The following is a 24,273-nucleotide window of genomic DNA, read 5'->3' as shown; positions in this document are numbered from 1 at the left end:
CAGCCACCAATAAACGTGGAGATACACAGCTATGACCAAACAAACTGTTGTTGTTGCCCTTGGTGGTAACGCCTTATTACGCCGCGGTGAGCCTTTAGAGGCCAGTATTCAACGTCAAAACATTGCCACAGCAGCTAAAACCATCGCAGAAATTGCCCAGCAATATAATGTGGTTCTCGTGCATGGCAACGGTCCACAAGTAGGGCTACTGGCGCTGCAAGGGTTGGAATATAAAAAAGTCATGCCTTATCCATTAGACGTATTAGGCTCAGAAACCCAAGGTATGATCGGTTACATCTTAATGCAAGAACTGAAAAACTTACTGCCACAACAAGATGTATCTTGCATGCTCACTCAAATGCTCGTTGATCCACAAGATCCTGCTTTTGCCGATCCAACTAAGCCTATTGGCCCTGTGTATCAAGAGGCTGAAGCGCGTGAGTTAGCAGAGAAGTTTCACTGGACTGTAAAAGCTGACGGCCAATATTTCCGTCGCGTGGTGCCGAGCCCACAACCGATTGGTATTGTTGAATGCGATGCCATCGAAACCTTAATTAAACGCGATCACTTAGTCATTTGTACTGGTGGCGGCGGTATTCCGGTTAAACGCGAAAATAACAAACTGGTCGGTGTTGAAGCGGTAATCGACAAAGACATGTCAGCCGCTTATCTCGCTAAGCAGTTAAATGCTGATGCACTGCTTATTTTAACCGATGCAGACGCTGTTTATCTTGATTGGGGTAAGGCAACCCAAAAAGCCATTACCAACACCACACCACGCGCATTATCACAATACAGTTTTGATGCTGGCTCTATGGGTCCCAAGATCGAAGCCTCATGCGAATTTATTAAACAAGGTGGAAAATTGGTCGGTATCGGTGCACTGCATGACGGCTTAGAGATCCTCAAAGGTCTCGCTGGAACAAATATTATTGCAGACAAGTAGAATAACCATTCACAAACGACAAGAAATAAGATAAACATAATATTAACATTGAACATTATCGAGTAACTTAATCATAACATACAAGATTCAGTCGAAGAGATACTGAACCTTAAGAGGGATACATCATGGCTTTTAATCTTCGTAATCGTAACTTCCTAAAATTACTTGATTTCACTCCTCGTGAGATTCAACATTTACTTGAGCTTTCGGCTGAATTAAAAAAAGCAAAATACAATGGTTATGAGCAACCACGCCTTAAAGGTAAAAACATTGCGTTGATCTTTGAAAAAACCTCAACCCGTACTCGATGCGCATTTGAAGTCGCTGCTTTTGACCAAGGTGCTCAAGTTTCTTATTTAGGCCCTTCTGGTTCTCAGATTGGCCATAAAGAATCAATGAAAGACACCGCTCGCGTATTAGGCCGTATGTACGATGGTATTGAGTACCGTGGCTTTGGACAGGCCATTGTTGAAGAGCTTGGTGCCTATGCTGGTGTGCCAGTATGGAATGGTTTAACCGATGAATTCCACCCTACGCAGATTCTAGCTGACTTTCTAACCATGCAAGAACACGGCCGTGGTAAAGCATTACACCAAATGTCATTTGCTTACCTTGGTGATGCACGCAATAACATGGGTAATTCATTAATGGTTGGTGCTGCGAAAATGGGAATGGACATTCGTCTAGTGGCACCAAAAACATTTTGGCCAGATGCTGAACTTGTTGCCCAATGCCGTGCAATTGCAGCTGAAACAGGGGCTAAAATTACCATGACAGAAGATGTTCAAGAGGGTGTTCAAGGCTGTGACTTCCTTTACACTGATGTCTGGGTATCAATGGGTGAAGCTAAAGAAGCATGGGCAGAGCGAATTAATTTAATGCTCCCATATCAAGTCAACATGGCAATGTTAAAAGCGACGGGAAATCCACATGTGAAATTTATGCACTGTTTACCCGCTTTCCATGGTGAAGATACCGCTGTTGGTAAAGAATTAGCTCAAGCGTATCCAGTATTATCAAAAGGGGTGGAAGTGACCGATGAAGTGATTGAATCATCACATTCAATTGTATTTGATGAGGCAGAAAACCGCATGCACACGATTAAAGCAGTAATGGTTGCGACACTAGGAAACTAAGCACTCAGGCTTAAATGCTGCCACTATAATTCTACTGCCGCTCACTTGAGCGGCAGTTGCATATTGTTTCAACCATGTTTTTTAACACCAAACAAAAAACCTTTAATTTCAATCATATAAACAGAAATAAACATTACAATAGCAACGCTATAATTGCATAAAAATCCATCCGTTGAATAGTTAACGCAAACGCTTGCGCCATAAAAAATAGACGGTATAATCCTTGCAATTTGCCCAGCAAGAGATAAAAAATGAAACCTGCCATCACCGCAAAATTAAGCTGCTGTAATCATCCTTTGATGATGGTTGGTTATTTTATTTTTACTATTTTTCAAAAAAAAGCCTCCTTTAAGTAGGGGGCTTTTTTTTGCCTAAAATTTAGCAACACCAAAAATTCAATTTAATCACACCATCATAGGGAAAGAAGCCATGGCTAATTCGCTGTTTAAAAAGCATATTATTTCCATCCCCGAGCTTAATCGTGCTGAACTAGAGCTTATTGTTGATACTGCTGCAAGACTAAAAGCGGAGCCAAACCCAACGTTACTGCAAAATAAAGTCATTGCCAGTTGCTTCTTTGAACCTTCAACCCGTACCCGTCTTTCTTTTGAAACGGCTATCCAACGCCTAGGCGGTACTGTGGTCGGATTTGACTCTCCAGGAAACACTTCGCTTGCCAATAAAGGCGAGACATTATCGGATTCGGTACAGGTGATTACCTCTTATGTTGATGCATTTGTTATGCGTCATCCACAAGAAGGTGCTGCTCGGTTAGCCTCTGAATTTTCTAATGGTGTCCCGGTTATCAATGGTGGTGATGGCGCCAATCAACATCCAACCCAAACATTATTGGATCTGTTTACTATCTATGAAACTCAAGGTCGATTAGATGGAATTAATATTGCCTTTGTCGGTGATTTAAAATACGGCCGTACAGTGCATTCACTCACTCAAGCACTGTCAAAGTTTAATGATGTTAAATTCTTCTTCATCGCACCAGAAGTATTGGCTATGCCTGATTATATTTGCGAAGAATTAGATGACGCTGGAATTAGCTATAGCTTACACAGCAACATGGAAGATGTGATCCCTGAGCTCGATATTCTTTACATGACTCGTGTACAAAAAGAGCGTTTTGATGAGTCGGAATATGTACACATGAAAGCAGCCTATATCCTTACAGCGAGCATGCTAGACAACGCCCGTGACAATTTAAAGGTATTACATCCGCTACCACGGGTTGATGAAATTACGGTTGATGTTGATAAGACTAAGCATGCTTATTTCTTCCAACAAGCTGAAAATGGCGTCTATGCACGTCAAGCGTTACTTGCACTTGTACTTAATGAAACCCTATAAGAGGAATGACGATCATGGTTAAAGAGACCCAACTCAAAGTTGAAGCAATTAAAAACGGCACCGTTATCGATCATATTCCTGCAAATGTTGGTATTAAAATCCTGAAATTATTTAATATTGACGGCACTAACGAACGCGTGACTATTGGTCTTAATTTACCCTCATCAGCATTAGGTGCTAAAGATCTAATCAAGATTGAAAATGTGTTTGTTAGCGAAGATCAGGCCAACCAATTAGCGCTTTACGCGCCACAGGCTACAGTCAATCAAATTGAAAATTATGCGGTAGTAAAGAAACTTAACTTATCACTACCTGAATTTATCAGCACCATTTTTAAATGCCCAAATAGCAACTGTATTTCACATGGTGAACCGGTTAATAGTGGCTTTAAGGTATTGACTAAAAAAGCTGATATTCAATTAAAATGTAAGTACTGCGAAAAAGTATTCTCACGCCAAATCGTGACTGAATCTAATAGCTAAAACAGACTATATCTTACCCAGTAATTAGTGATGACAACTCACTCAAACACGTCATTATCATTACTGGGTATTTTTTAGGAAAAAGTAATCTATAACGCAAACTAGCATCACATTACTATCATTCACTACAATAATTACCTATAACGTTTGTTATTTGGTGATAATGGTCATATCTCCGCTACATTATAATTGCTACCATTAGTATGCAACTACACACATTAATAGCACCAACTACAGCCTCATAATAGCGACACCAATAACCTGTATTGTCCAATGTATTATTGATCCATACATTGCCAAGGAGTGACCAAGCATGGATACCCAAGCCCCAGCAATCGATCATAATTATTGTAATGATAATATGACATCAGCATGTAAACGCTTATTACAACAGCAAAGTTTTACAACACAAGATGATATTCGAGAACAGTTAATTCAATTAGGTTTTCATGATATCAGTCAATCAACGGTATCACGGCTACTATTAAGGCTTGGTGTTGCTAAGGTGCCTAATGCTGCTGGTAAAAAAATTTATTGTCTAACTGCTGAAAATGAACCCATTAAAATTAATGCTTCGATTGCATCACAAATTGAATTTGTTAGTCACAACCAGTTAGTTGTAGTGATAAAAACCCATCCAGGAGGTGCACAATTAGTAGCAAGATTAATCGATATGCAACCTCATGTGGATATATTAGGCACCATTGGCGGTAATGATACCGTTATGGTTGCGCCCAAAGACATTACACGCATTAACCAATGCCTGTTGGTTGTAAAACAACGTTTAGGACTACAGTAGCCATTGATAACGATCATTATTAGTTGAATATAGGTTTATTGCCCCCATATCAATCCATGGTTAAAGGTAATTATTACGCCTTTTAATGATCATAAATAGGATAACTCATGACAAAAATTCTTCATACAGAGCAAGCGCCTGCAGCGATCGGTCCTTATGTACAAGGTGTTGATCTTGGTAACATGGTAATGACATCAGGTCAGATTCCAGTAAACCCACTAACAGGTGACGTTGCAGAAGATATTGCAGCTCAAACACGTCAATCATTAGATAACGTTAAAGCGGTTGTAGAAGCATCAGGCTTAAGTGTTGCTGATATCGTTAAGATGACGGTATTTGTGAAAGATCTGAATGATTTTGGTGCGGTAAATGAAGTCTATGGTGCATTCTTTGATGAACATAATGCGCCTTATCCTGCTCGTTCTTGTGTTGAGGTTGCGCGTCTACCTAAAGATGTGAAAATTGAAATTGAAGCGATTGCTGTACGCAAATAATGCTGAAATAGCGATCACGAGACTGAAATTAGTGATCGCTGTTTACCGCAATAACTAACGATATGTTTGCTCTGCAAGGTCTAACACTTGTGCAAACCATGCCGTAAACAACTGTGGTGCCTGCTGTAATTGCAATGCTAATTCCGCCGTAGACCACCAACGATATGCCATAACTTCAGCCGGATTAGGTGTAAACACCAACCCTTCGCCATTAGCAATTAGCACATGATCTAATTCATGTTCGATCAACTGATGATCTAAATTAGCGAAATAACAGAAATCACCAACATCCGTTAAGCTGGTTGTTAAAGTAATACCCATTTCTTCTTGTAAGCGACGTACACCAGCCTGACTCATTGTTTCCCCTTGGCGAGGATGAGAACAACAAGTATTAGTCCATAAACCACCACTGTGATATTTTTCTAATGCCCGTTGATGTAATAAATATTCACGTCCAGAAGCCGTATCACGGTAAAGTAATACTGAAAAAGCCAAATGCAGTGCACCATCACGGTGAGCTTGCATTTTTTCTTGTAAACCAAGTTCGTGGCCTTGCTCATCTACTAACACTACATATTCTTCAGTCATGATTATCTTCTACTTCTATCACTAAATAATGTTTATTGTTATTCACTAACAATAAAACAAAACAAGGACATGTTCAGAAAACATATCCTTGTTAATAACCGTTATAATATATCTTTTTATTATATTAATTAAACATTAAATAACTAAAATTAATGTTTATTGCGCTCTGCGGCTTCTTTATTCAATTGTTCTAGTTTAGCGGCCATTATGTCACGGCTTTGGGTTAATAATTTACGCACATCTTCTTTTTCTAACCCTACAGTGCTGATTGGCTTCATTAGTTCAACAATCACCACACCATTGTTCCAGCGGTTAAGTCTTACTTTATCGGTTGAACTACACACAATCGGTACAATCGGTACTTGAGCACCAATCGCAGCATGAAATGCACCGGTTTTAAACGGTAGTAAACCACGGCCACGTGAGCGAGTACCTTCAGGAAACATCCATACAGACACTTTGTTTTTTTTGATTTTTTCAACTACTTGACCAATAGTACCTACTGCTTTACTGCGATTTGCACGATCAATAAGAATATTACCAGTGATCCAGTATAACTGCCCAAATAATGGGATCCAGACTAAACTTTTTTTACCAACCGTCACGGTACGTTGCATAATTGCACCAGAAACAGTAAATAAATCATAAGTATTTTGATGGTTAGCAATATAAACAGCAGAGCCTACTTGCTCAGCACCGTCAGCGTAACGAATTTCAAGCTTAATCCCTAACACACGTGACATCTTGCTAAACAGACGTCCAAAAGTATACACATGTTTAGGATTACGTGGACTTAATAAACAATAACCACAGCCAAAGACAAAGGTTACGATGGCAAAAATTGCGATCGCAATCAGGCGTAAAATATAAATCATTCAAACATTCCTCAGCGAACAAGTGTGCGCTAGTATACCCACAGCAAGGAAAATTACACCTCTTATGTGGGTTAACAGTTACCCAACAGCAACACAACTCACGCAAATAAATCATTTAAAACCCCCAATAAATGAGGGTTCTGTTGTCTATATAACGAGTATTAATTCTCGATAACTTGCCCATCAGTGAGTGTTTGCGGTGAGTCAATATCAATCTCAGTCACACGCTGTAATCCACGTGGTAACATCGATCCTCGGCGACCTCGCTCACCACGGAAGTTTTCAAGATCCGTTGGTTTTAAGCTTAACTTACGTTTACCTGCATACAAAGTAACATGGCTATCCGCAGTTAGAACGACCAAATAAGATAAGAATTCTTCGCGAGCTTTTGAGCGTGCAGATGGAATATTGATGATCTTATTGCCCTTTCCCTTACCTAGTTGTGGTAAGTCTTTTATCGGGAATAACAACATTCGACCTTCATTGGTGATCGCCATAATTTGATCATTATTAAGATCTGTAATTGGTTGAGGCGGTAAAACCAATGCATTTTCAGGTACAGTTAATAAGGCTTTACCGCTCTTATTTTTAGATACCATATCACTGCTCTTACAGATAAAGCCATAACCAGCATCCGATGCCATAAGCCATAACTGATCATCTTCAGCCATCATAACTTGGCGCATATTCGTGCCAGGGGTTAGGTTTAAACGACCAGTGATCGGTTCACCTTGGCTACGTGCCGATGGCAAGCTATGTGATTCAAGTGCATAGCTGCGTCCATCAGAGCCTAAGAATATAGCTGGTTGATTGCTCTTACCGCGAGCATGGGCAAGGTAATTATCACCTGACTTATAATTTAATGTCACAGGATCAACGTCATGCCCTTTAGCATGACGGATCCAGCCTTTGTCTGACAGCACTACGGTAATCGCTTCACTTGGTAGTAAGTCACGTTCCGTCATTGCTTTAGCTTCTGCTCGCTCAACCAATGGTGAACGACGATCATCACCATACTTTTCAGCATCTGCGATAATTTCTTTTTTGATCAAAGTATTTAAACGGCGCTCAGAACCGAGCAGCTTTTCAAGTTGATCACGCTCTTTAGCTAACTCATCTAATTCACCACGGATCTTAATTTCTTCAAGCTTAGCTAACTGACGTAGTTTTATTTCTAAAATAGCATCGGCTTGAGTTGCACTTAAATCAAAGCGTGACATTAATTCAGCTTTTGGATCATCTTCACTACGAATGATCTCAATCACTTCATCAATATTAAGGTAAGCCGCCAATAAACCTTCTAAAATATGTAATCGAGCGATAACTTTATCAAGACGATATTGCAAACGACGACGTACGGTACCACGACGATACTCAAGCCATTCTTTGATAATTGTCACCAAGCCTTTTACTTGTGGACGACCATCTAGACCAAGCATGTTAATGTTAGCGCGAAAACTTTTTTCTAAATCTGTTGATGCAAATAAATGATTCATCAACTGATCGCAATCAATACGATTAGTGCGTGGCACAATCACAATTCGAGTCGGATTTTCATGATCAGATTCATCACGTAAATCTTCCACCATTGGCAGCTTTTTAGCCCGCATTTGCGCTGCAATTTGCTCCAATAATTTAGCACCCGATGCTTGATGAGGCAGTGCAGTAATAACAATATCACCATTCTCTTTATGCCAAATTGCGCGCATTTTTACGCTACCACGGCCAGTGGCATACATCTTCTTTAAATCTGATTTTGAAGTGATGATCTCAGCTTCGGTTGGGTAATCTGGACCTTGAACAAACTCCATCAATTGATCAAGATCAGCGCTTGGGTTCTCAATCATGTGCACAGCAGCATTGGCAACTTCACGCACATTGTGCGGTGGAATATCCGTTGCCATACCAACAGCGATACCGGTAATACCATTCAGTAAAATATGCGGCAGTCGTGCAGGTAACATTTTAGGCTCAAGCATAGTACCGTCAAAGTTTGGTACCCAATCTGCTGTGCCTTGATTTATCTCTGAGAGTAATACTTCGGAAAAACGTGATAAACGTGATTCTGTATAACGCATAGCTGCAAAAGATTTAGGATCATCTGGCGCACCCCAGTTACCTTGACCGTCGACTAAAGGATAACGGTAGGAGAAAGGTTGTGCCATCAGCACCATCGCTTCATAACACGCTGAGTCACCGTGTGGATGGAATTTACCTAATACGTCACCAACCGTACGTGCCGATTTTTTATATTTTGCTGTTGCGTTCAAACCTAATTCAGACATCGCATAAATAATACGACGTTGTACTGGTTTTAAGCCGTCACCAATAAAAGGCAAGGCACGATCCATGATCACATACATGGAGTAATTTAAATAAGCGTCTTCAGTAAACTTTCTAAGTGGAAGCTGTTCAACGCCATCCATAGAGACATCAGTCATCGTGAGATAATCCGTCTTAAATAATGCGATTCGGCAAACATAATGTTTGCCGATTTAAAAAATAATATACGTGGAGGGGAATTACACTTCCGCCATATCGCCTTTACTTTGTAGCCAATGGCGACGATCTTCTGCGCGTTTTTTGCCAAGCAGCATATCCATCATCTCATTGGTTTCACTATCATCATCAATAGTCAGTTGCACCAAACGACGAGTATTAGGATCCATCGTAGTTTCACGTAATTGCAATGGGTTCATTTCACCCAGTCCTTTAAAGCGCTGCACGTTCACCTTGCCTCGCTTACCACTTAGGCGCTCAAGAATGGCATTTTTTTCCGCTTCATCAAGCGCATAAAATACCTCTTTACCTAAATCAATACGGTAAAGTGGCGGCATTGCAATAAACACATGCCCAGCACGCACTAACGCTTCAAAGTGCTTCATAAATAAAGCACACAATAAGGTCGCAATGTGTAAACCGTCGGAGTCCGCATCGGCAAGAACACAGATTTTACCGTAACGTAGGCCGCTTAAATCACCGCTGTCTGGATCAATACCCAATGCAATAGAAATATTGTGAACTTCTTCTGATGCCAACACCTGATCAGAGGAAACTTCCCAAGTATTTAATATCTTACCGCGTAATGGCATGATCGCTTGGTACATTCGATCACGGGCTTGTTTAGCAGAACCACCCGCTGAGTCACCTTCGACCAAAAACAATTCAGTGCGGTTTAAGTCTTGTTGTGAACAATCCGCTAATTTACCCGGCAAAGCAGGGCCTGAAGCAATTTTCTTACGCACCACTTTCTTACTAGCACGCATACGACGATGGGCATTAGCAATACAAACTTCAGCCAATAACTCTGCTAGTTGTGGACGTTCATTAAGCCATAAGCTAAAGGCATCTTTTACTACGCCAGCAACAAATGCTGCACATTGACGTGACGATAAACGCTCTTTCGTTTGACCGGCAAATTGTGGATCCTGCATTTTTACCGATAACACGTAAGCACAGCGATCCCAAATATCATCAGCTGTTAGTTTTACGCCTCGTGGTAATAAATTACGGAATTCACAGAACTCACGCATCGCATCAAGTAAACCTTGGCGCAAACCGTTAACGTGAGTACCACCTTGTGCAGTTGGAATCAGGTTAACGTAACTTTCAGTGATCAGTTCACCGCCTTCTGGCAACCATAATAACGCCCAATCAGCCGCTTCAGTAGCGCCACTAAAGACACCAGTAAATGGCTCCTCTGGTAATAACGTATAACCTTTAACACCTTCGGCTAAATAGTCTTTCAAACCATCTTCGTAGCACCAACGTATTGTTTCATTATTGATTTTGTTGGTAAAAATAATTTCTAAGCCAGGACACAATACAGCTTTGGCTTTTAAATTACTTTTCAGGCGCGTAACAGAAAACTTAGCACTATCAAAGTATTTAGGGTTCGGCCAAAAATGTACTCTGGTACCTTTTGCACGACGACCACAAGTGCCAATAACTTCTAATTCTGAGACTTTATCGCCATTTTCAAAGGCAATTTGATAGACTTGACCATCACGTTTAACCGTGACCTCAACCCGATTAGAAAGGGCGTTTACAACTGAAATACCTACCCCGTGTAAACCACCTGAAAATTGATAGTTTTTACCCGAGAATTTACCTCCGGCATGTAATTTACATAGAATAAGCTCAACCCCAGAAACACCTTCTTCTGGATGAATATCGACCGGCATACCACGGCCATCATCAATCACTTCTAATGATTGGTCGGCATGAAGAATGACTTCGACTTTACGAGCATGTCCAGCCAAGGCTTCATCGACACTGTTATCGATAACTTCTTGACCTAGGTGGTTAGGTCTTACCGTATCGGTATACATACCCGGACGGCGGCGTACTGGCTCAAGGCCATTTAGAACCTCAATGGCTCCGGCGTTATAGCTTTGATCTGTCATATCACGGAAATTTACGAGAAAATTTTGCAAACAATAGTCAGTAACCCTCGCAGTGTTGTCAAGCGAGAGTCAGCGGAAAACTCACATTCAGTGAGTCGGGTCTCTTTTCAGTATGACTAAAAAGAGACATAAACTAGGTATCGATTTTATGCTAATGCACATAACTTGATTTATAGGGTAGCCTATCTCGTTACTCAATGAACAGATAAGTCCGGTTATAACCCTAAGAATTGAAGAATGGTGGCGGGAAAACGTTCAAATCGGCAAAAACTATGATCACCATCAGCTTCAATTGTTAGCCTACAGTGTGCATACTTTGATGCTGCTTGACGATAATCAAGCACCTCATCGCCTTGTTGCAATAGTACCCATAGTTGTTGAGGATAACGAATATTTATCACTTCAAGCGCTTTTAGCTCATCAATGTGTTGCGATGCCAACACATACTTTTCACCGCTATACGGATTTTGTTGTGGTCCTAAGTAATTCACAAGCAATTGATAAGGCTTAACCGCAGGATTAACTAATACTGCTGGTAGCTGATAACGCTCACTGAGCCATGCGCTTAAATATCCCCCTAACGAACTACCAACGATGCCAATCGTATAGCGATCATTATATTGCTCAACCAATTGGGCTAAATATTGGCTAGCTTGCGCCGGATAGCTAGGTAATTGCGGAGCTATCAGCTTAATATCAGGTCGATGTTCACGACAATAAGCCATCATTTGCTGCGCTTTCAATGATGATGGTGAACTATTGAAACCGTGTAAATAAATCAATAGCGATGGCATCAGTAACCTTCAGCATCAAGTTTCGGTTTAAATTGATCGCCATCAACACGATGCACACTGGTTATAATTTTTCCATCACGGGTTAGTTCTAAATAACGCCAACCAGGATTATTATCATCTAACGCAAAGTCATCAGAATCAGGCATAAACTGAATACAAGTTGATGGTGTTGCCAGCACACGCACACCATGATAGATGCGATCTAAATTTTGATGAATATGACCACATAGCACAGCTTTAACTTGTGGGTACTTATCGATCACATTCCATAATTGATGATTATTATGAAGTTGATGCTGATCTAACCACGCACTCCCCGCCTCTAGCGGATGATGGTGCAATAAGATTAATGCATACCGATCAGGGTAACGTGCTAAAGCGGTCTCTAATAATGCTAGCTGAGTGGCGCTAACTTCACCGTGTGGAACGCCCTGAACTTGGCTATCTAGTAAAATCATTTGCCAATGCTCGCCGACTAATACCTGTTGGTGTGGCTTAATTTGCTCACTCGGTAAAATAGATTGCATTGTTGGCTGAAAATCATGATTGCCAGGTAACCAAAAACACGGTTGTGACCAGCGTGAAATACCATCAGCAAAGCGCTGATAGGAATAAGGGGTATGATCTTGAGATATATCACCGGTGGCAACAATGGCATCAAAATGACGCGCAGCCATGTCTACCCCATTAAGCACGGCATGAAAACTGTCTTTGGTTGCCACACCAAGCAAAGAGCCGGAGCCATTGGCAAACAAGTGAGTGTCGGTGATCTGCAAAAGAACCACACTATCGGGGTTACTCTGTGGCAGCGAATAGGTTTGCAAAACGTCAAAAACCTTGTCTATTCTGAGCAATTAAGTTCAATTAACAAACGGATTGTTTACTAAGCCCGTGGCGTAAACAATGCTTCAACCAGTCACCTAAGAAAAGGTTGACTTGATGTTTCTCATTTTTTTGATGCATACGCAAGTTAGGATAATCATATATTGGTTTGAGACGTGAAATCTGCTGTGCAGCACACACTTCTGCGACCTTAGCATCATGATATAACCGTACTGTTAATAATGGCGCTAAATAGTCAACGATCTTATCCATATCAACCAAAGCTAATGTTATCACAGTGGTATAACGGGTTGATTCAATAATTGTTAACTGGTATGCATCATCACACACGAGATATACTTGCGTATCTCCAACCTCATCACTGCGAGGCAATAACGGTAGGAGTTTAGCATAATTAGTTTCATACAAGCGCATTAGGCTTGTCAAATCAACAGTATACCTTTTATTCAAATCATTCCCCTATAGATTATACAATAATTTATTTTATGGCTGTTGCAAACGTTGATAATGTAGCTGCAACCATTGTAATGCGATAATTGTGGCTGCATTTTCAATTTTACCAGATTCTAGCCATTGATAAGCCTGATTTCGTGATACAACATGAACACGAATATCTTCAGATTCACTGGCGACACCATGGATCCCTTGTGCTAAGCGACTATCAACATCACTAACAAAAATATCAAGCACTTCTGAGCAACCACCTGAACTGGATAAATAACGGGATATTTTTTCAGTTTTTCCTAATACTAATCCTGATTCTTCTGTCGCCTCTCGACGCACAACTTGCTCTGGTGACTCCTCCTCATGATCGAGCATACCTGCAATAATTTCTAACTGCCACGGCTGGCAATCTGCGGCCATGGCACCGACTCTAAACTGTTCAATTAATACTACTTTATCCCGCTTTGAATCATAAGGTAATACTGCTGCGGCATGACCACGTTCAAACAATTCACGTTCAAACTCACCACTCCAACCACCAGCAAAAAGCTTATGCCGTAAACGATATTTCACCATTTTAAAAAAACCGTCATATACTGTTTGAGTTGATAAGACTTCAATATCTTGACGATTAAATTGTGGTTGTGAAGATGAACACACTGTTGCTTTCTTCATATACTGATATCCTTTTTAGCCTAATATGACTATTAAAAAATAATCCATTTCAATCAGATTGTATTAAAATCACGTTATAGTCTTCAAATTTATACTAACAGTGTAATATTCCACTTTTAGCGTTTAAACAATCAAATATCATGGATCTTTTTGACACGCTGTTTATTAAATCGATTACAATGAGCCTATAGTTGAATGCTAAAATACAATCATTAAGTAAAACTACGTAATGATCAGTTTCAAGCAAGCCTGCTTAAGGTAAAATAGCGCTTGTACTCTATATTCATTCCCATTTTTGTCAGCAAGACCAGGAAAGGCATCCATGAAAAAATTGCTTCCAATCATTATTAGCCTTGCAATTGGCTCTATCAGTCAATCAGCATCGGCTGACGATCTCGCTCAGATTTATCAGCAAGCCAAGCAAAATGATCCAACACTTCTAAAAGCCGCGGCCGATAAAGATGCAGCTTTTGAAGCAATCAATTCTTCACGTAGTACCCTGTTGCCACAAATTAATCTTTCTGCTGGCTATAATACTTACTACCTTGATTCAAAAGCTGCTAAAGATAATGGTTTTACCGGTGGCGTTACATTAAGCCAATCATTGTACAACCGTGCCAGTTGGGTTGGTCTTGATATCTCAGAAAAACAAGCTCGCCAGAGTGATGCTGCCTATGCCGTTGCACAACAAGGTCTGATTCTACGCGTTTCATCAGCGTATTTTAATGTGTTAAAAGCCCAAGATGACTTAAAATTTGGTGAAGCAGAAAAAGCCGCGGTTGGCCGTCAATTAGAACAAATGAAACAGCGCTTTGAAGTGGGTCTATCAGCAATTACAGATGTATACGATGCTCAAGCACAATACGATACCGTACTTGCATCTATCATTGTAAAGAAAAACACCCTCGCTAATAGCTATGAAGAATTACGTGAAATTACAGGTCATGCATATTCATCACTCGATCCGTTAAATACCGCCAGCTTCTCTGCAAGTAAGCCACAACAAGTAGCTGACAAGCTTGTTAAAGATGCTGAAACTGAAAACTTAACCTTATTAGCATCACGTATTGGTCAAGACATCGCACGTGATAACATTTCACTTGCAGACTCAGGTCACTTACCAACGCTATCGTTTGAGTCGGGCTATCAATATGATGACACCAGTGCAAACCCTCAAGCAAGACCTGATCAAGGTAATCTAACTGCTGGTATTAAACTTGACTTACCGGTTTACAGCGGTGGTAATACGTCTTCACAAGTAAAACAAGCTCAATATAAATATGTATCAGCAAGTGAAGATCTTGAAGCGCAATACCGCACAGTAGTTAAAGATGTCCGTAACTACTACAACAACATTAATGCCACAATTGGTTCGATTAATGCTTATAAGCAATCAGTCGTTTCAGCCAAGTCTGCATTGGAAGCTACCGAAGCTGGTTTTGATGTTGGTACTCGTACTATTGTTGACGTCCTAGATTCAACCCGTAGTCTCTATTCAGCTAACAGCGAATTAGCTAATGCGCGTTACGACTACATTCTAGCGCGCCTACAGTTGAAACAAGCTGTCGGCACGCTAAGTGAGCAAGATCTATTAGATATTAATGCTGGCTTAATTCAAACGAAGTAAGCCAAATTATATCGATATAAAAAAAGCGCCTAACGGCGCTTTTTTATTGTAAATAATCCTGAGATTAACCACGTCCGCCACGAATAGCTTCAATAATTTTCGAGGTTGAACACCCATCTTCAAAATTAAGTACTAATACTTGACCACCAGCAGCAATCACCTCTGTGCCTCCCGCAATTTGCTCAGGAGTGTAATCACCACCTTTCACCAAAATGCTCGGTAACACTTCACTAATCAAGCGTTGCGGTGTCTCTTCAGTAAACGGAACTACCCAGTCGACAGCACCTAAACCTGCTAATACCGCCATACGGCGATCTTCTGGATTAACCGGTCGGCCAGGGCCTTTTAAACCTTTAACTGAATCATCTGAGTTAACAGCAACAATAAGTCGATCACCTAACTTTGCCGCTTGCGTTAAATAAGCAACATGGCCAGCGTGAAGAATATCAAAACAACCATTGGTCATAACGACAGTTTCCCCTCGCGCACGCGCAGCTTTTACAGCTTCAACCAGCATAGGTTCAGAGATTACGCCAAAGCCACTATCTTGACTACCGTGAATCGCTTCGGTCAACTCAATGGTTGATAAAGTTGAGGTACCAAGCTTCGCCACCACCACTCCCGCTGCGGCATTCGCTAACTTACAAGAATCAGACAACGATTTACCAGCTGATAGCGACGCTGCTAATACAGAAATAACCGTATCGCCAGCCCCCGTTACATCATAAACTTCTTGCGCCAACGTTGGCATATGTAGCGGTTCACAGTCTTTTTCAAGCAGAGTCATACCATGTTCTGAACGTGTTACTAACAGCGCATCAAAGTCATATCGTTCAATAAGCGCCATGCCTTTTTCAACCAACTCTTGCTCTGAATTTACACTACCAACTACAGCTTTAAATTCAGATAAATTAGGCGTTAGTAACGTTGCACCTCGGTAACGTTCAAAGTCAGTCCCTTTAGGATCAATCAAAACTGGTAAGTTAGCAGCACGCGCCAATTGAATCATCGACTGCACATGCTCCAAAGCTCCTTTAGCGTAATCCGATAAGATCACAGCTTTCGCATTAGCCAATGCAGGCTGCATACGTTCAAGTATTAACGCTGGGTCAACATTTTGAAAACCTTCTTCAAAATCTAATCGAATCAACTGCTGACCACGGCTCATCACTCGTAATTTAGTGATCGTTGGATACTCAGCTAGCGCAACAAAATCACTACTCACATTCAGTGATGATAGTTTTTCGGTTAACGCACGTGCGGGCTCATCGACTCCAGTTAAGCCGATTAACTTAGCATGGCCACCTAACGCTGCAATATTCATTGCCACGTTTGCCGCGCCGCCCGGGCGCTCTTCAATCTGATCAACCTTAACCACGGGCACTGGCGCTTCAGGTGAAATTCGCTCAGTCGGTCCAGTCCAGTAGCGATCTAACATTACATCGCCAACAATCAATACCTCTGCATGGTTATAATCAGGCAGCGTCAGTTTCATTTCTTTCTCCGAGAATATGGCAACCTTTAAATACTAACATAAACTAAAATCAAGAGGCATCACGATAGTCACTAAACCTTATGTGGCGCTAACCATTGCTGCCACACTTGCGTCACAGTATGGCGTTCATCTGTAAATTGCTGTTGTTCAACATAAGCCGGTAATCCTAATAAGCTCAACCGATGAATGGCATTACGCATATCACAATAGGCTTGCTGTAATTGTGTTGCAGTAGTGCTATCAATAACGTCGGTTACAGCCAGTGAATCAAAGATTCGAATGTTATCAGACCAACGCGTTAAAGCTGGTTGTTGATGAGCATAAGCTAACACTAAATATTGTGCTAAAAACTCAATATCCGTAATGCCACCTTGGTCTTGTTTCAATCCAAACATACTCGCTTTTTTCTTGCCTAAATGGACGCGCATTTTATCGCGCATGGTAATGACATCATTCGCGAGCTGCACCGAATCACGCTTAAGCGTTAATACTTGCTGACGAACATCGCTAAAAGCCGCTTGTAACTGTGCATCCCCATACACCATTCGTGCACGAACTAAGGCTTGATGTTCCCATGTCCATGCTTGTTGTTGTTGATATTCACCAAAAGCACTGACTGTTGTAACTAATAATCCTGATGCGCCAGATGGCCGTAATCGCATATCAACATCATATAAAACACCAGAAGCGGTACGGGTAGAAAACAGATGAATGATCCGCTGTGCTAAACGTAAATAAAACTGTCGTCCATCGATCTCTTTATTACCAGTGGTATAAACATTATCAGGACAATCATGGACAAACACTAAATCAAGATCAGAACCATACCCCAATTCCCAACCGCCCACTTTGCCGTAACCAATCACCGCAAAACCTTTACTTTGTCGCTCAAGTAAATGGCTTGGCTCACCGTATTTAGCTGCCGTTTGTAACCATGCCTGATTGACAACCGCGGCAATTATCGCTTCAGCAAGATAAGTTAAGTGATCACTTACTTTCATTAATGGCAACACACCAGCGATATCAGCAGCTGCTATACGCAATAATTGAGTCTGTTTAAACTGCCGAATAGCTTCCATCTGTTGCTCCATATCCTCTTCTGGAATGCGAGCAAGGTATTCACGCAATTCATCTTGGTAACTGGTGAGCTCTGTCGGTTGATACAAATGTTGAGGATCTAACAGCTCATCTAATAATAATGGATATAACGCTAATTGATCAGCGACCATTGGACTCGCCGCACATAATCGAATCAATTGTTTAAGTGCGACAGGATGCTCAGTTAATAACTCCAGATAAGTGGTACGAGTAGCAATTCGAATAATGAGTTTGGTCAAGCGGGGCAGTAGCTTAACTGCGTCGTCACGTAATACCACTTGCGCTAAAATTTCAGGCATTAGTGTTGCTAACGCTTCACGCCCTCGTGGGCCTAAAGTACGCTTAAACAATTCATGCTTAAACGAGATTAAATTTTGCGCTTGCTGCTGTTGTTCTGGAGCTTCAATTTCTGCCAAAATAGTTAATAACACATCTTCATTAGTCACCATTGCCCACATTTCATGATATTGCGTCGCAACCTCTTGCTGGCTATCTTGATCGTCATGACCAATAATATCGTCAAAAATAGCGTGAATGGCGGTCATGTGCTGAGTTGTAATGGCCATTAATGATGCCCAATCAGGCTGGGCCATTGCACATGCTAATCGTGCTTGATCGAGCGGCTTATCTGGCAGCGTTTGAGTCTGTTTATCGTCAATGGCCTGTAATAAATTTTCTAACCGCCGTAAATGACAATAGCCGCTGGTTAACGCATCAACATCAGTATCAGGTAACAACGCTAACGCTTTAATTGCTGCTAACGTCGGTAATAACCCTCGCCCACGTAGACTTGGTTCGCGACCGCCACGAATTAATTGAAAAGACTGGGCAATAAATTCGACTTCTCGAATACCACCAGCGCCCAATTTAATATTATTGGTCAGTCCACGTCGGCGGACTTCACTGCCAATCATCGCCTTCATACGCCGCAACGACTGAATAGCACTAAAATCAATATAACGTCGAAACACAAACGGACGTAACATTTGGCGTAAGCCTTGATATTGGCTAAAGCTTTCTTTACCCATTACTCGTGCTTTGATCATCGCATAGCGTTCCCAATCACGGCCTTGTTCTTGGTAATAGTCTTCTAATGCCGCATAGCTCATCACTAATGGACCGCTATCACCAAAAGGACGCAAGCGCATATCAACTCGGTAGCAAAAACCGTCATAAGTGATTTGATCAAGCGCCTTAATCAACCGCTGCCCTAGACGTGTAAAAAACTGGGCATTAGCGAGGCTACGGCGACCACCGACGGTTTCACCATTTTCTGGATAGGTAAAAATAAGATCAATATCTGATGAGAAGTTAAGCTCACCACCACCTAACTTACCCATGCCTAAAATTAACATTGGCTGGGGTTCACCTTGATCATTAACTGGCGTCCCCCACTCAGTGCAACATTGCTGATAAAGCCAATGATAAGCTTCCATTATTAATGCTTCGGCCAACTGTGATAGGCTCGCTAAACTTTGCTCTAGTTCCACTCGATGGCTAAAATCTTGCCACGCAATCAAGGTCATATAACGACGTCTAAAATGACGTAAACTGCGCATCAAACTGGCTTCATCGGTGACTTGATCAAGTTGTTGGGCTAATAACTCACGGTAATCAATCGTTCCACAATCCAGATAGTGCTCAAACAACCATTCAAGTAATTGAGGATCTTGTTGTAAAGAAGCACTAATAAAATCACTCAAACCCAACATCGCGTATAATTCATGTTGGGCTTCATCTTGCCACAATGCCAATTGTTGTGGCTGTTGCTGGGTAAGTTTCTCCCACGCTAAATCTGCTGCAGCGACTAAATCGCTACAATGATGAATAGTTGGATATGATTTTTCGATCGCCATGTGCTGTCCTTGAACAAGTAACTCGATAAAGAGTTCTAATTTAGCATACAAAAACGCCCATCAACTGACGGGCGTTATAAATTTATTCTAGAGGGCTAAGTGAGGGGATTTATACCTTAAAAGTCGCTATTTTAGTTTCGAGATCGTTGGCTTGTTGATGCATATCAACAGCAGTAAAGGCAAGCTCTGTCACCACTCCCACCGAGCCATTAGCAAGCTCTCGTACATTGGTTAAATTGATATTCATCTCATCTGCGACAGTACTTTGCTGTTCAGCAGCCGCGGCAATTTGAAAATTCATATCGTTAATCTGTTGAATTTGCTCAACGATTTTATTTAATTCACCACCAGCATTGGTAACCAGTTCAACCCCTTCAGCAGCTTCAACAACACTGCGTTCCATTAAGGCCACTGCCTGCTGAGCACTTTGTTGTAATTGGGCGATCATATCTTGAATTTCAACGGTTGCAGTTTGGGTTCGTTGGGCTAAGTTGCGCACCTCATCAGCGACAACCGCAAATCCACGCCCTGCATCTCCAGCTCGAGCCGCTTCAATAGCTGCATTAAGTGCTAATAAATTAGTTTGTTCCGAAATACTTTGAATGGTGACAATAACAGAGCTTATTTTATCGACACGAGTTTCAACCTGATTAACTGCCGCTGCCGATTGGGTAATATCATCAGATAATTGATTAATCGTCACCATAGTTCGACCAACAAACTGCTGCCCTGTTGCCGCTTGCTCTGAAGTATCAAGCGTCGCATTTGATGCATCTCGTGCATGGCCTGCAACCGTTTGTACTGTTGATGTCATTTCTGCCATTGCCGATGCTAATTGATCAATTTCAGCAAACTCTTCTTGCGCAGACTCTTTGGTTTGATCCATGGTTAGTGACATCATTTCAGCCGCTTGTGATAGCGAAGTTGCAGCTTGACGCTGAGCCACAAATACCGCCGTTAACTGGCAACGGGCTTGTTCTAATTCACGACTTAATTCACCAAACTCATCGCGACACTCCATCTGTAATGATTGGGATAAGTCGTTGTGAGCTAATGCTTGAATACTTTGTTTTAAACAACCAATCTGGCGTAACATAACCTGTGAAGCCAGCAATAAAACCACCATAAAAATCACTATCATCAATCCCGTTTGCCATACAATTTGCACAAGATATTGTTGATAATGATGTAACGCTACGGTGTTTGATTGATAACTAATCACGGCTAAATTAGCACTCGCTAATTTAACAATATAACCATAGCCTTGGTTATCTGGTAGCGAAAAGGCCTGCTGACTGGAGTGACTATTAAGAAGACTAATCAATGTTTGACCATTTGATAATGGCTGATTTAAATTAACCACCTGATTAAATTCAGATTTTTCTATGTTATTTTTATAATTAATGAAATACACACTACTACTTGAGTCTGATGCAGTTAAAAGCTGCTCAAGTGACGTTGAGTCTAACGGTTGGTTAGCTATCGATGCCGCTAACGTTTGTGCGTTAGACTGCGCTAATTGCTGAACTTTGGCTTGTTGGTTGACGACAACAGATTGATAAAATAACTCGGCATCCCACAACTGCTTACCGATTAACAATAATGTACTAACGACCATTAACATGATCAGTTTTGGGGTTAATTTAAGATTTGTTAGCCATTTTTCCCATGGTTTAAACATTAGCGTTGCCATTTGTATCTCCCTATTGCAAACGTTTAACCCCCTCGCACTGAGCGTGATCGTGTTATTTGCAAGCCAGTAGTATCATCACCAGATCATGATGGTCTGCATACCTTATCGACATCAACGAGTAAATATTTAGCACCAAGCACAACTGAGCGCTCAAAACATGATCTTTACCACAAATGGCTGTTGTTATGATGAAATTATTGTCACGCTAGAAACAACAACGCCTCACATTAAGCGAGGCGTTATTATTATAAGAGACTGGGTTATCGAGATGACATTATGGCCAATAAGGCGTTAACTCAATGCTGATCTGACGGGTCTGACTCATTGCATGCAGCAGTGATTCTTCTTGTCGTTGCAGCCATTTTTCCACTTGAGCTAAATCATCACCTTCAAATAACGGCAATAACTGTCGAATTGGCTCTAACTCGCGTAAGTCTTCTAAGCCTTGTAATAAATCTAGCCATGGCATTCTAAAAGAGGCTCGACGCTCTTCATCATACAACCCAGCAAAAGCAATACCACTCATCAAATTACGCACTAAGCGTGGTTTTTGATCAAGATAATCAATACGGCTAAGTTGACGCTCTGCAGGAAAGACATCTAGTAACTCAGACCATGAGCGGGTTAGCATATTATCCGCAAATGCTTTTACTGGCGCCGCTAATTTAGTGCGAGATTTATCATCAAGAAAAGGTTGCCAACCTCGGCTTAAAATCCAACGACTTAAATCAAGTAATAAACCACAATAGCGTGCTGAACGCATCAACTGGATCATCATTTCGCTATCAGGCAATTGAACATAGCGAAGCTCTAATTGTTGTTGTAGCTCTTTACGTACATTTAGTTTACGCAGTACATAGGCTTTATCATCAACTAGCTCTTGAATACTATTGGCTTCTTCTAACCAATCAAGTTCACCTTCTAACCATTGCAGTTCTTGACGTAACAAGGCACTAGCACGACGAGGAATAATGCCGCCAAAAGTGGCAAAAGTTTGTCGTAATAAACTTAATGCTTGTGAGATTTGAACTAATGCCTGTGGATCTTGGCGCTCCACATAAATTTGTTCATGGTATAGCCAATGTTCAAGCGCATGCTCAAGGGTATGAATAAATGTTTCTTCAACGGAATCTTGCGGCGTTGTCTCAACAAAGACTAATGGCTTAATAGGATCACCTTGATAACCAGCAGCAAGTCGGTAGCCACGAGCAGCCTTGCTAAGATTACCTAGTCGCATTCCACCATCAGCACATAATTCTCGTGCTAACGTAAATAATGCATCTGTTTGACCCGATTTTAGCTCTAGTTCAACTTCACAAATAGGTGCGCGCTTATCATCAACACTCACTTCACCATGATCAAAGGCTAATTCAATTTGACTCCCATCAGCCATAGCAACCAACCATTGCTGACGAGTAAAATCGGTACTAAATAATGGCTTAATGTTTTGTTGTACTGCAGCAACATCAAAACCATGGGGCCAAGCATCCATTGGGTGGAGTGCTAAACTTGGTTCAGTGCTGTTTACTTCAACATTGTATTCTGGACGTTGATGTAATCCAGCCACAACGCGACCTGCCGTTTTCAATGTTTGAACAAACACATCATCAAAACGACGAATGCGCAAACCAATATCATATTGGCGCAATAATTGGTCGGGAGTGTCAAAGTAAACATTACCTAACTCACGATGGCTCTGTTGCAGAATTTTAGCTGCGGAAATTTTATCCAATAGCTGAGTCGAAAATTCTGGTAAGACAAAAAACTTCAGTTCTATCTCGGTTTCCATAGTTATACCTATAAACGGTGGCAAACCAAGGATATTTGCTTCTTCACCGAAGGGCAAGTGAGAAATATCAATAAAACCTTGATCAAAACTGGTTCCACTATACTCTTTAATACGTTAACATGCGCGATTCAATGACCATCGCTCAAGATTTAGCCTTATTCGGGCGCTCTTTAGGTTGATCGGCTATGCCAGTAAATACAATTATGGGGCTCTTTGCAAAATCCCCAATCAAACCATTACAACGTCATGTTATTCGCGTAACTGAATGTTGTGACCTGCTTATCCCTTTCTTTGAGGCATGTAATGCTGGAGATTGGGAAAAGGCGGCTATTTTACGCGAACAAATCTCGCAACTTGAAAAAGATGCGGATGTGCTTAAGCGTGAGATCCGTCTGAAGCTTCCTCGTGGTCTTTTCATGCCAGTAGATCGTACTGATATGTTAGGACTGTTAACCCAGCAGGATAAACTCGCTAACCTCTCCAAAGATATCGCTGGTCGAGTCTTAGGACGTAAGCTACAAGTTCCTGCTATCATGTACCCAGACTTCGTGGCATACATTCAACGTTGTTTAGACGCAGCTGATCAAGCTCGCCGTGTAATCAATGAACTGGATGAATTACTCGAAACTGGTTTCAAAGGCAGAGAAGTGACGCTTGTTGCTGAAATGATTAATCAGCTAGATGTTATCGAAGATGATACCGATGCTATGCAGGTTGTCTTACGTCAACAATTAATGTCCATCGAAGACCAACACAGCCCGGTGGATGTCATGTTCCTGTACAAAATTCTCGAGTGGGTAGGCGCCATTGCTGATCAAGCACAGCGTGTCGGCTCACGTTTAGAAATTATGCTTTCGCGTTCTTAATAACGAGA

20 protein-coding genes are annotated in these 24,273 nt (G+C 41.3%); 8 read left to right on the top strand and 12 right to left on the bottom strand.

Annotation, left to right across the window (positions count from 1 at the left end):
• The first annotated feature begins 31 nt into the window (after nucleotides 1-31).
• The 6 genes from arcC to PMAL9190_RS15575 all read left to right on the top strand — a co-directional run bounded on the left by arcC (nucleotide 32) and on the right by PMAL9190_RS15575 (nucleotide 5,216).
• Complete coding sequence (gene arcC, locus PMAL9190_RS15600) at nucleotides 32-946, top strand: carbamate kinase (RefSeq protein ID WP_087845989.1); 915 nt, start codon at nucleotides 32-34, stop codon at nucleotides 944-946.
• 125 nt (nucleotides 947-1,071) lie between these two features.
• Complete coding sequence (locus PMAL9190_RS15595) at nucleotides 1,072-2,082, top strand: ornithine carbamoyltransferase (protein ID WP_087845988.1); 1,011 nt, start codon at nucleotides 1,072-1,074, stop codon at nucleotides 2,080-2,082.
• Nucleotides 2,083-2,511: 429 nt separating this feature from the next.
• Entirely contained in the window at nucleotides 2,512-3,441 is a 930-nt protein-coding gene (gene pyrB / locus PMAL9190_RS15590) for an aspartate carbamoyltransferase (RefSeq protein WP_065166839.1), read from the top strand.
• Nucleotides 3,442-3,455: 14 nt separating this feature from the next.
• Nucleotides 3,456-3,923, top strand: a complete 468-nt coding sequence (pyrI, locus tag PMAL9190_RS15585; protein WP_065166840.1) for an aspartate carbamoyltransferase regulatory subunit — start codon at nucleotides 3,456-3,458, stop codon at nucleotides 3,921-3,923.
• Nucleotides 3,924-4,236: 313 nt separating this feature from the next.
• Entirely contained in the window at nucleotides 4,237-4,722 is a 486-nt protein-coding gene (locus PMAL9190_RS15580; protein WP_087845987.1) for an arginine repressor, read from the top strand.
• A 107-nt stretch (nucleotides 4,723-4,829) separates the two neighbouring features.
• Nucleotides 4,830-5,216 carry a RidA family protein gene (locus PMAL9190_RS15575; protein WP_087845986.1) on the top strand — a complete coding sequence of 129 codons (387 nt, stop codon included), beginning with the start codon at nucleotides 4,830-4,832 and terminating at the stop codon, nucleotides 5,214-5,216.
• A gap of 54 nt (nucleotides 5,217-5,270) precedes the next feature.
• Here the strand turns inward: PMAL9190_RS15575 and idi are convergent, their stop codons facing one another.
• The 8 genes from idi to nudF form a co-directional block, all read right to left on the bottom strand.
• Entirely contained in the window at nucleotides 5,271-5,804 is a 534-nt protein-coding gene (idi, locus tag PMAL9190_RS15570) for an isopentenyl-diphosphate Delta-isomerase (protein ID WP_087845985.1), read from the bottom strand.
• 149 nt (nucleotides 5,805-5,953) lie between these two features.
• The gene (locus tag PMAL9190_RS15565; protein WP_087845984.1) at nucleotides 5,954-6,679 is read right to left on the bottom strand and encodes a 1-acylglycerol-3-phosphate O-acyltransferase; all 726 of its coding nucleotides are present in this window, start codon (nucleotides 6,677-6,679) and stop codon (nucleotides 5,954-5,956) included.
• A gap of 161 nt (nucleotides 6,680-6,840) precedes the next feature.
• Nucleotides 6,841-9,120 carry a DNA topoisomerase IV subunit A gene (gene parC / locus PMAL9190_RS15560; RefSeq protein ID WP_087845983.1) on the bottom strand — a complete coding sequence of 760 codons (2,280 nt, stop codon included), beginning with the start codon at nucleotides 9,118-9,120 and terminating at the stop codon, nucleotides 6,841-6,843.
• Between the two features lie 81 nt (nucleotides 9,121-9,201).
• Nucleotides 9,202-11,085 carry a DNA topoisomerase IV subunit B gene (parE, locus tag PMAL9190_RS15555; RefSeq protein WP_087845982.1) on the bottom strand — a complete coding sequence of 628 codons (1,884 nt, stop codon included), beginning with the start codon at nucleotides 11,083-11,085 and terminating at the stop codon, nucleotides 9,202-9,204.
• Nucleotides 11,086-11,300: 215 nt separating this feature from the next.
• Nucleotides 11,301-11,879 (bottom strand): esterase YqiA, encoded by a 579-nt coding sequence (gene yqiA, locus PMAL9190_RS15550; protein ID WP_087845981.1) that lies wholly within the window; start codon nucleotides 11,877-11,879, stop codon nucleotides 11,301-11,303.
• Nucleotides 11,879-12,703, bottom strand: a complete 825-nt coding sequence (cpdA, locus tag PMAL9190_RS15545) for a 3',5'-cyclic-AMP phosphodiesterase (RefSeq protein WP_087845980.1) — start codon at nucleotides 12,701-12,703, stop codon at nucleotides 11,879-11,881. Before cpdA ends, yqiA begins: the two co-directional genes overlap by 1 nt.
• Before the next feature lie 40 nt (nucleotides 12,704-12,743).
• A complete protein-coding gene (locus PMAL9190_RS15540; protein ID WP_087845979.1) occupies nucleotides 12,744-13,172 on the bottom strand; it encodes a DUF1249 family protein in 429 nt (142 codons plus the stop codon).
• Nucleotides 13,173-13,205: 33 nt separating this feature from the next.
• On the bottom strand, nucleotides 13,206-13,841 hold the full coding sequence (gene nudF / locus PMAL9190_RS15535) for an ADP-ribose diphosphatase (RefSeq protein ID WP_087845978.1): 636 nt from the start codon (nucleotides 13,839-13,841) through the stop codon (nucleotides 13,206-13,208).
• A 322-nt stretch (nucleotides 13,842-14,163) separates the two neighbouring features.
• On the opposite strand from nudF, the gene tolC reads away from it, so the two are divergent.
• On the top strand, nucleotides 14,164-15,468 hold the full coding sequence (gene tolC / locus PMAL9190_RS15530; protein ID WP_087845977.1) for an outer membrane channel protein TolC: 1,305 nt from the start codon (nucleotides 14,164-14,166) through the stop codon (nucleotides 15,466-15,468).
• 64 nt (nucleotides 15,469-15,532) lie between these two features.
• Here tolC and hldE read toward each other — a convergent pair whose 3' ends face one another.
• The 4 genes from hldE to PMAL9190_RS15510 form a co-directional block, all read right to left on the bottom strand.
• Nucleotides 15,533-16,963, bottom strand: coding sequence for a bifunctional D-glycero-beta-D-manno-heptose-7-phosphate kinase/D-glycero-beta-D-manno-heptose 1-phosphate adenylyltransferase HldE (hldE, locus tag PMAL9190_RS15525; RefSeq protein ID WP_087845976.1), 1,431 nt, complete (start codon nucleotides 16,961-16,963; stop codon nucleotides 15,533-15,535).
• 71 nt (nucleotides 16,964-17,034) lie between these two features.
• Complete coding sequence (glnE, locus tag PMAL9190_RS15520) at nucleotides 17,035-19,917, bottom strand: bifunctional [glutamate--ammonia ligase]-adenylyl-L-tyrosine phosphorylase/[glutamate--ammonia-ligase] adenylyltransferase (RefSeq protein ID WP_087845975.1); 2,883 nt, start codon at nucleotides 19,915-19,917, stop codon at nucleotides 17,035-17,037.
• Nucleotides 19,918-20,026: 109 nt separating this feature from the next.
• The gene (locus PMAL9190_RS15515; RefSeq protein ID WP_087845974.1) at nucleotides 20,027-21,610 is read right to left on the bottom strand and encodes a methyl-accepting chemotaxis protein; all 1,584 of its coding nucleotides are present in this window, start codon (nucleotides 21,608-21,610) and stop codon (nucleotides 20,027-20,029) included.
• Nucleotides 21,611-21,884: 274 nt separating this feature from the next.
• Nucleotides 21,885-23,399 carry a CYTH and CHAD domain-containing protein gene (locus PMAL9190_RS15510; protein WP_087845973.1) on the bottom strand — a complete coding sequence of 505 codons (1,515 nt, stop codon included), beginning with the start codon at nucleotides 23,397-23,399 and terminating at the stop codon, nucleotides 21,885-21,887.
• Between the two features lie 185 nt (nucleotides 23,400-23,584).
• Here PMAL9190_RS15510 and PMAL9190_RS15505 point away from each other — a divergent pair, with 185 nt between their 5' ends.
• Nucleotides 23,585-24,265, top strand: a complete 681-nt coding sequence (locus tag PMAL9190_RS15505; protein ID WP_060998533.1) for a TIGR00153 family protein — start codon at nucleotides 23,585-23,587, stop codon at nucleotides 24,263-24,265.
• The last annotated feature ends 8 nt before the right edge of the window (nucleotides 24,266-24,273 follow it).

The organism is Photobacterium malacitanum, from assembly GCF_900185615.1.
Classification (GTDB): Bacteria; Pseudomonadota; Gammaproteobacteria; order Enterobacterales; family Vibrionaceae; genus Photobacterium; species Photobacterium malacitanum.
The sequence above is the reverse complement of the archived record's forward strand: the minus strand, read 5'-3'. Positions and strand labels throughout refer to the sequence as shown.

Coding starts and splice junctions, on each gene's coding strand:
- arcC (WP_087845989.1), top strand. CDS start 32: ATGACCAAACAAACTGTTGTTGTTGCCCTTGGTGGTAACGCCTTATTA.
- PMAL9190_RS15595 (WP_087845988.1), top strand. CDS start 1,072: ATGGCTTTTAATCTTCGTAATCGTAACTTCCTAAAATTACTTGATTTC.
- pyrB (WP_065166839.1), top strand. CDS start 2,512: ATGGCTAATTCGCTGTTTAAAAAGCATATTATTTCCATCCCCGAGCTT.
- pyrI (WP_065166840.1), top strand. CDS start 3,456: ATGGTTAAAGAGACCCAACTCAAAGTTGAAGCAATTAAAAACGGCACC.
- PMAL9190_RS15580 (WP_087845987.1), top strand. CDS start 4,237: ATGGATACCCAAGCCCCAGCAATCGATCATAATTATTGTAATGATAAT.
- PMAL9190_RS15575 (WP_087845986.1), top strand. CDS start 4,830: ATGACAAAAATTCTTCATACAGAGCAAGCGCCTGCAGCGATCGGTCCT.
- idi (WP_087845985.1), bottom strand. CDS start 5,804: ATGACTGAAGAATATGTAGTGTTAGTAGATGAGCAAGGCCACGAACTT.
- PMAL9190_RS15565 (WP_087845984.1), bottom strand. CDS start 6,679: ATGATTTATATTTTACGCCTGATTGCGATCGCAATTTTTGCCATCGTA.
- parC (WP_087845983.1), bottom strand. CDS start 9,120: ATGACTGATGTCTCTATGGATGGCGTTGAACAGCTTCCACTTAGAAAG.
- parE (WP_087845982.1), bottom strand. CDS start 11,085: ATGACAGATCAAAGCTATAACGCCGGAGCCATTGAGGTTCTAAATGGC.
- yqiA (WP_087845981.1), bottom strand. CDS start 11,879: ATGCCATCGCTATTGATTTATTTACACGGTTTCAATAGTTCACCATCA.
- nudF (WP_087845978.1), bottom strand. CDS start 13,841: ATGAAGAAAGCAACAGTGTGTTCATCTTCACAACCACAATTTAATCGT.
- tolC (WP_087845977.1), top strand. CDS start 14,164: ATGAAAAAATTGCTTCCAATCATTATTAGCCTTGCAATTGGCTCTATC.
- hldE (WP_087845976.1), bottom strand. CDS start 16,963: ATGAAACTGACGCTGCCTGATTATAACCATGCAGAGGTATTGATTGTT.
- glnE (WP_087845975.1), bottom strand. CDS start 19,917: ATGGCGATCGAAAAATCATATCCAACTATTCATCATTGTAGCGATTTA.
- PMAL9190_RS15515 (WP_087845974.1), bottom strand. CDS start 21,610: ATGGCAACGCTAATGTTTAAACCATGGGAAAAATGGCTAACAAATCTT.
- PMAL9190_RS15510 (WP_087845973.1), bottom strand. CDS start 23,399: ATGGAAACCGAGATAGAACTGAAGTTTTTTGTCTTACCAGAATTTTCG.
- PMAL9190_RS15505 (WP_060998533.1), top strand. CDS start 23,585: ATGCCAGTAAATACAATTATGGGGCTCTTTGCAAAATCCCCAATCAAA.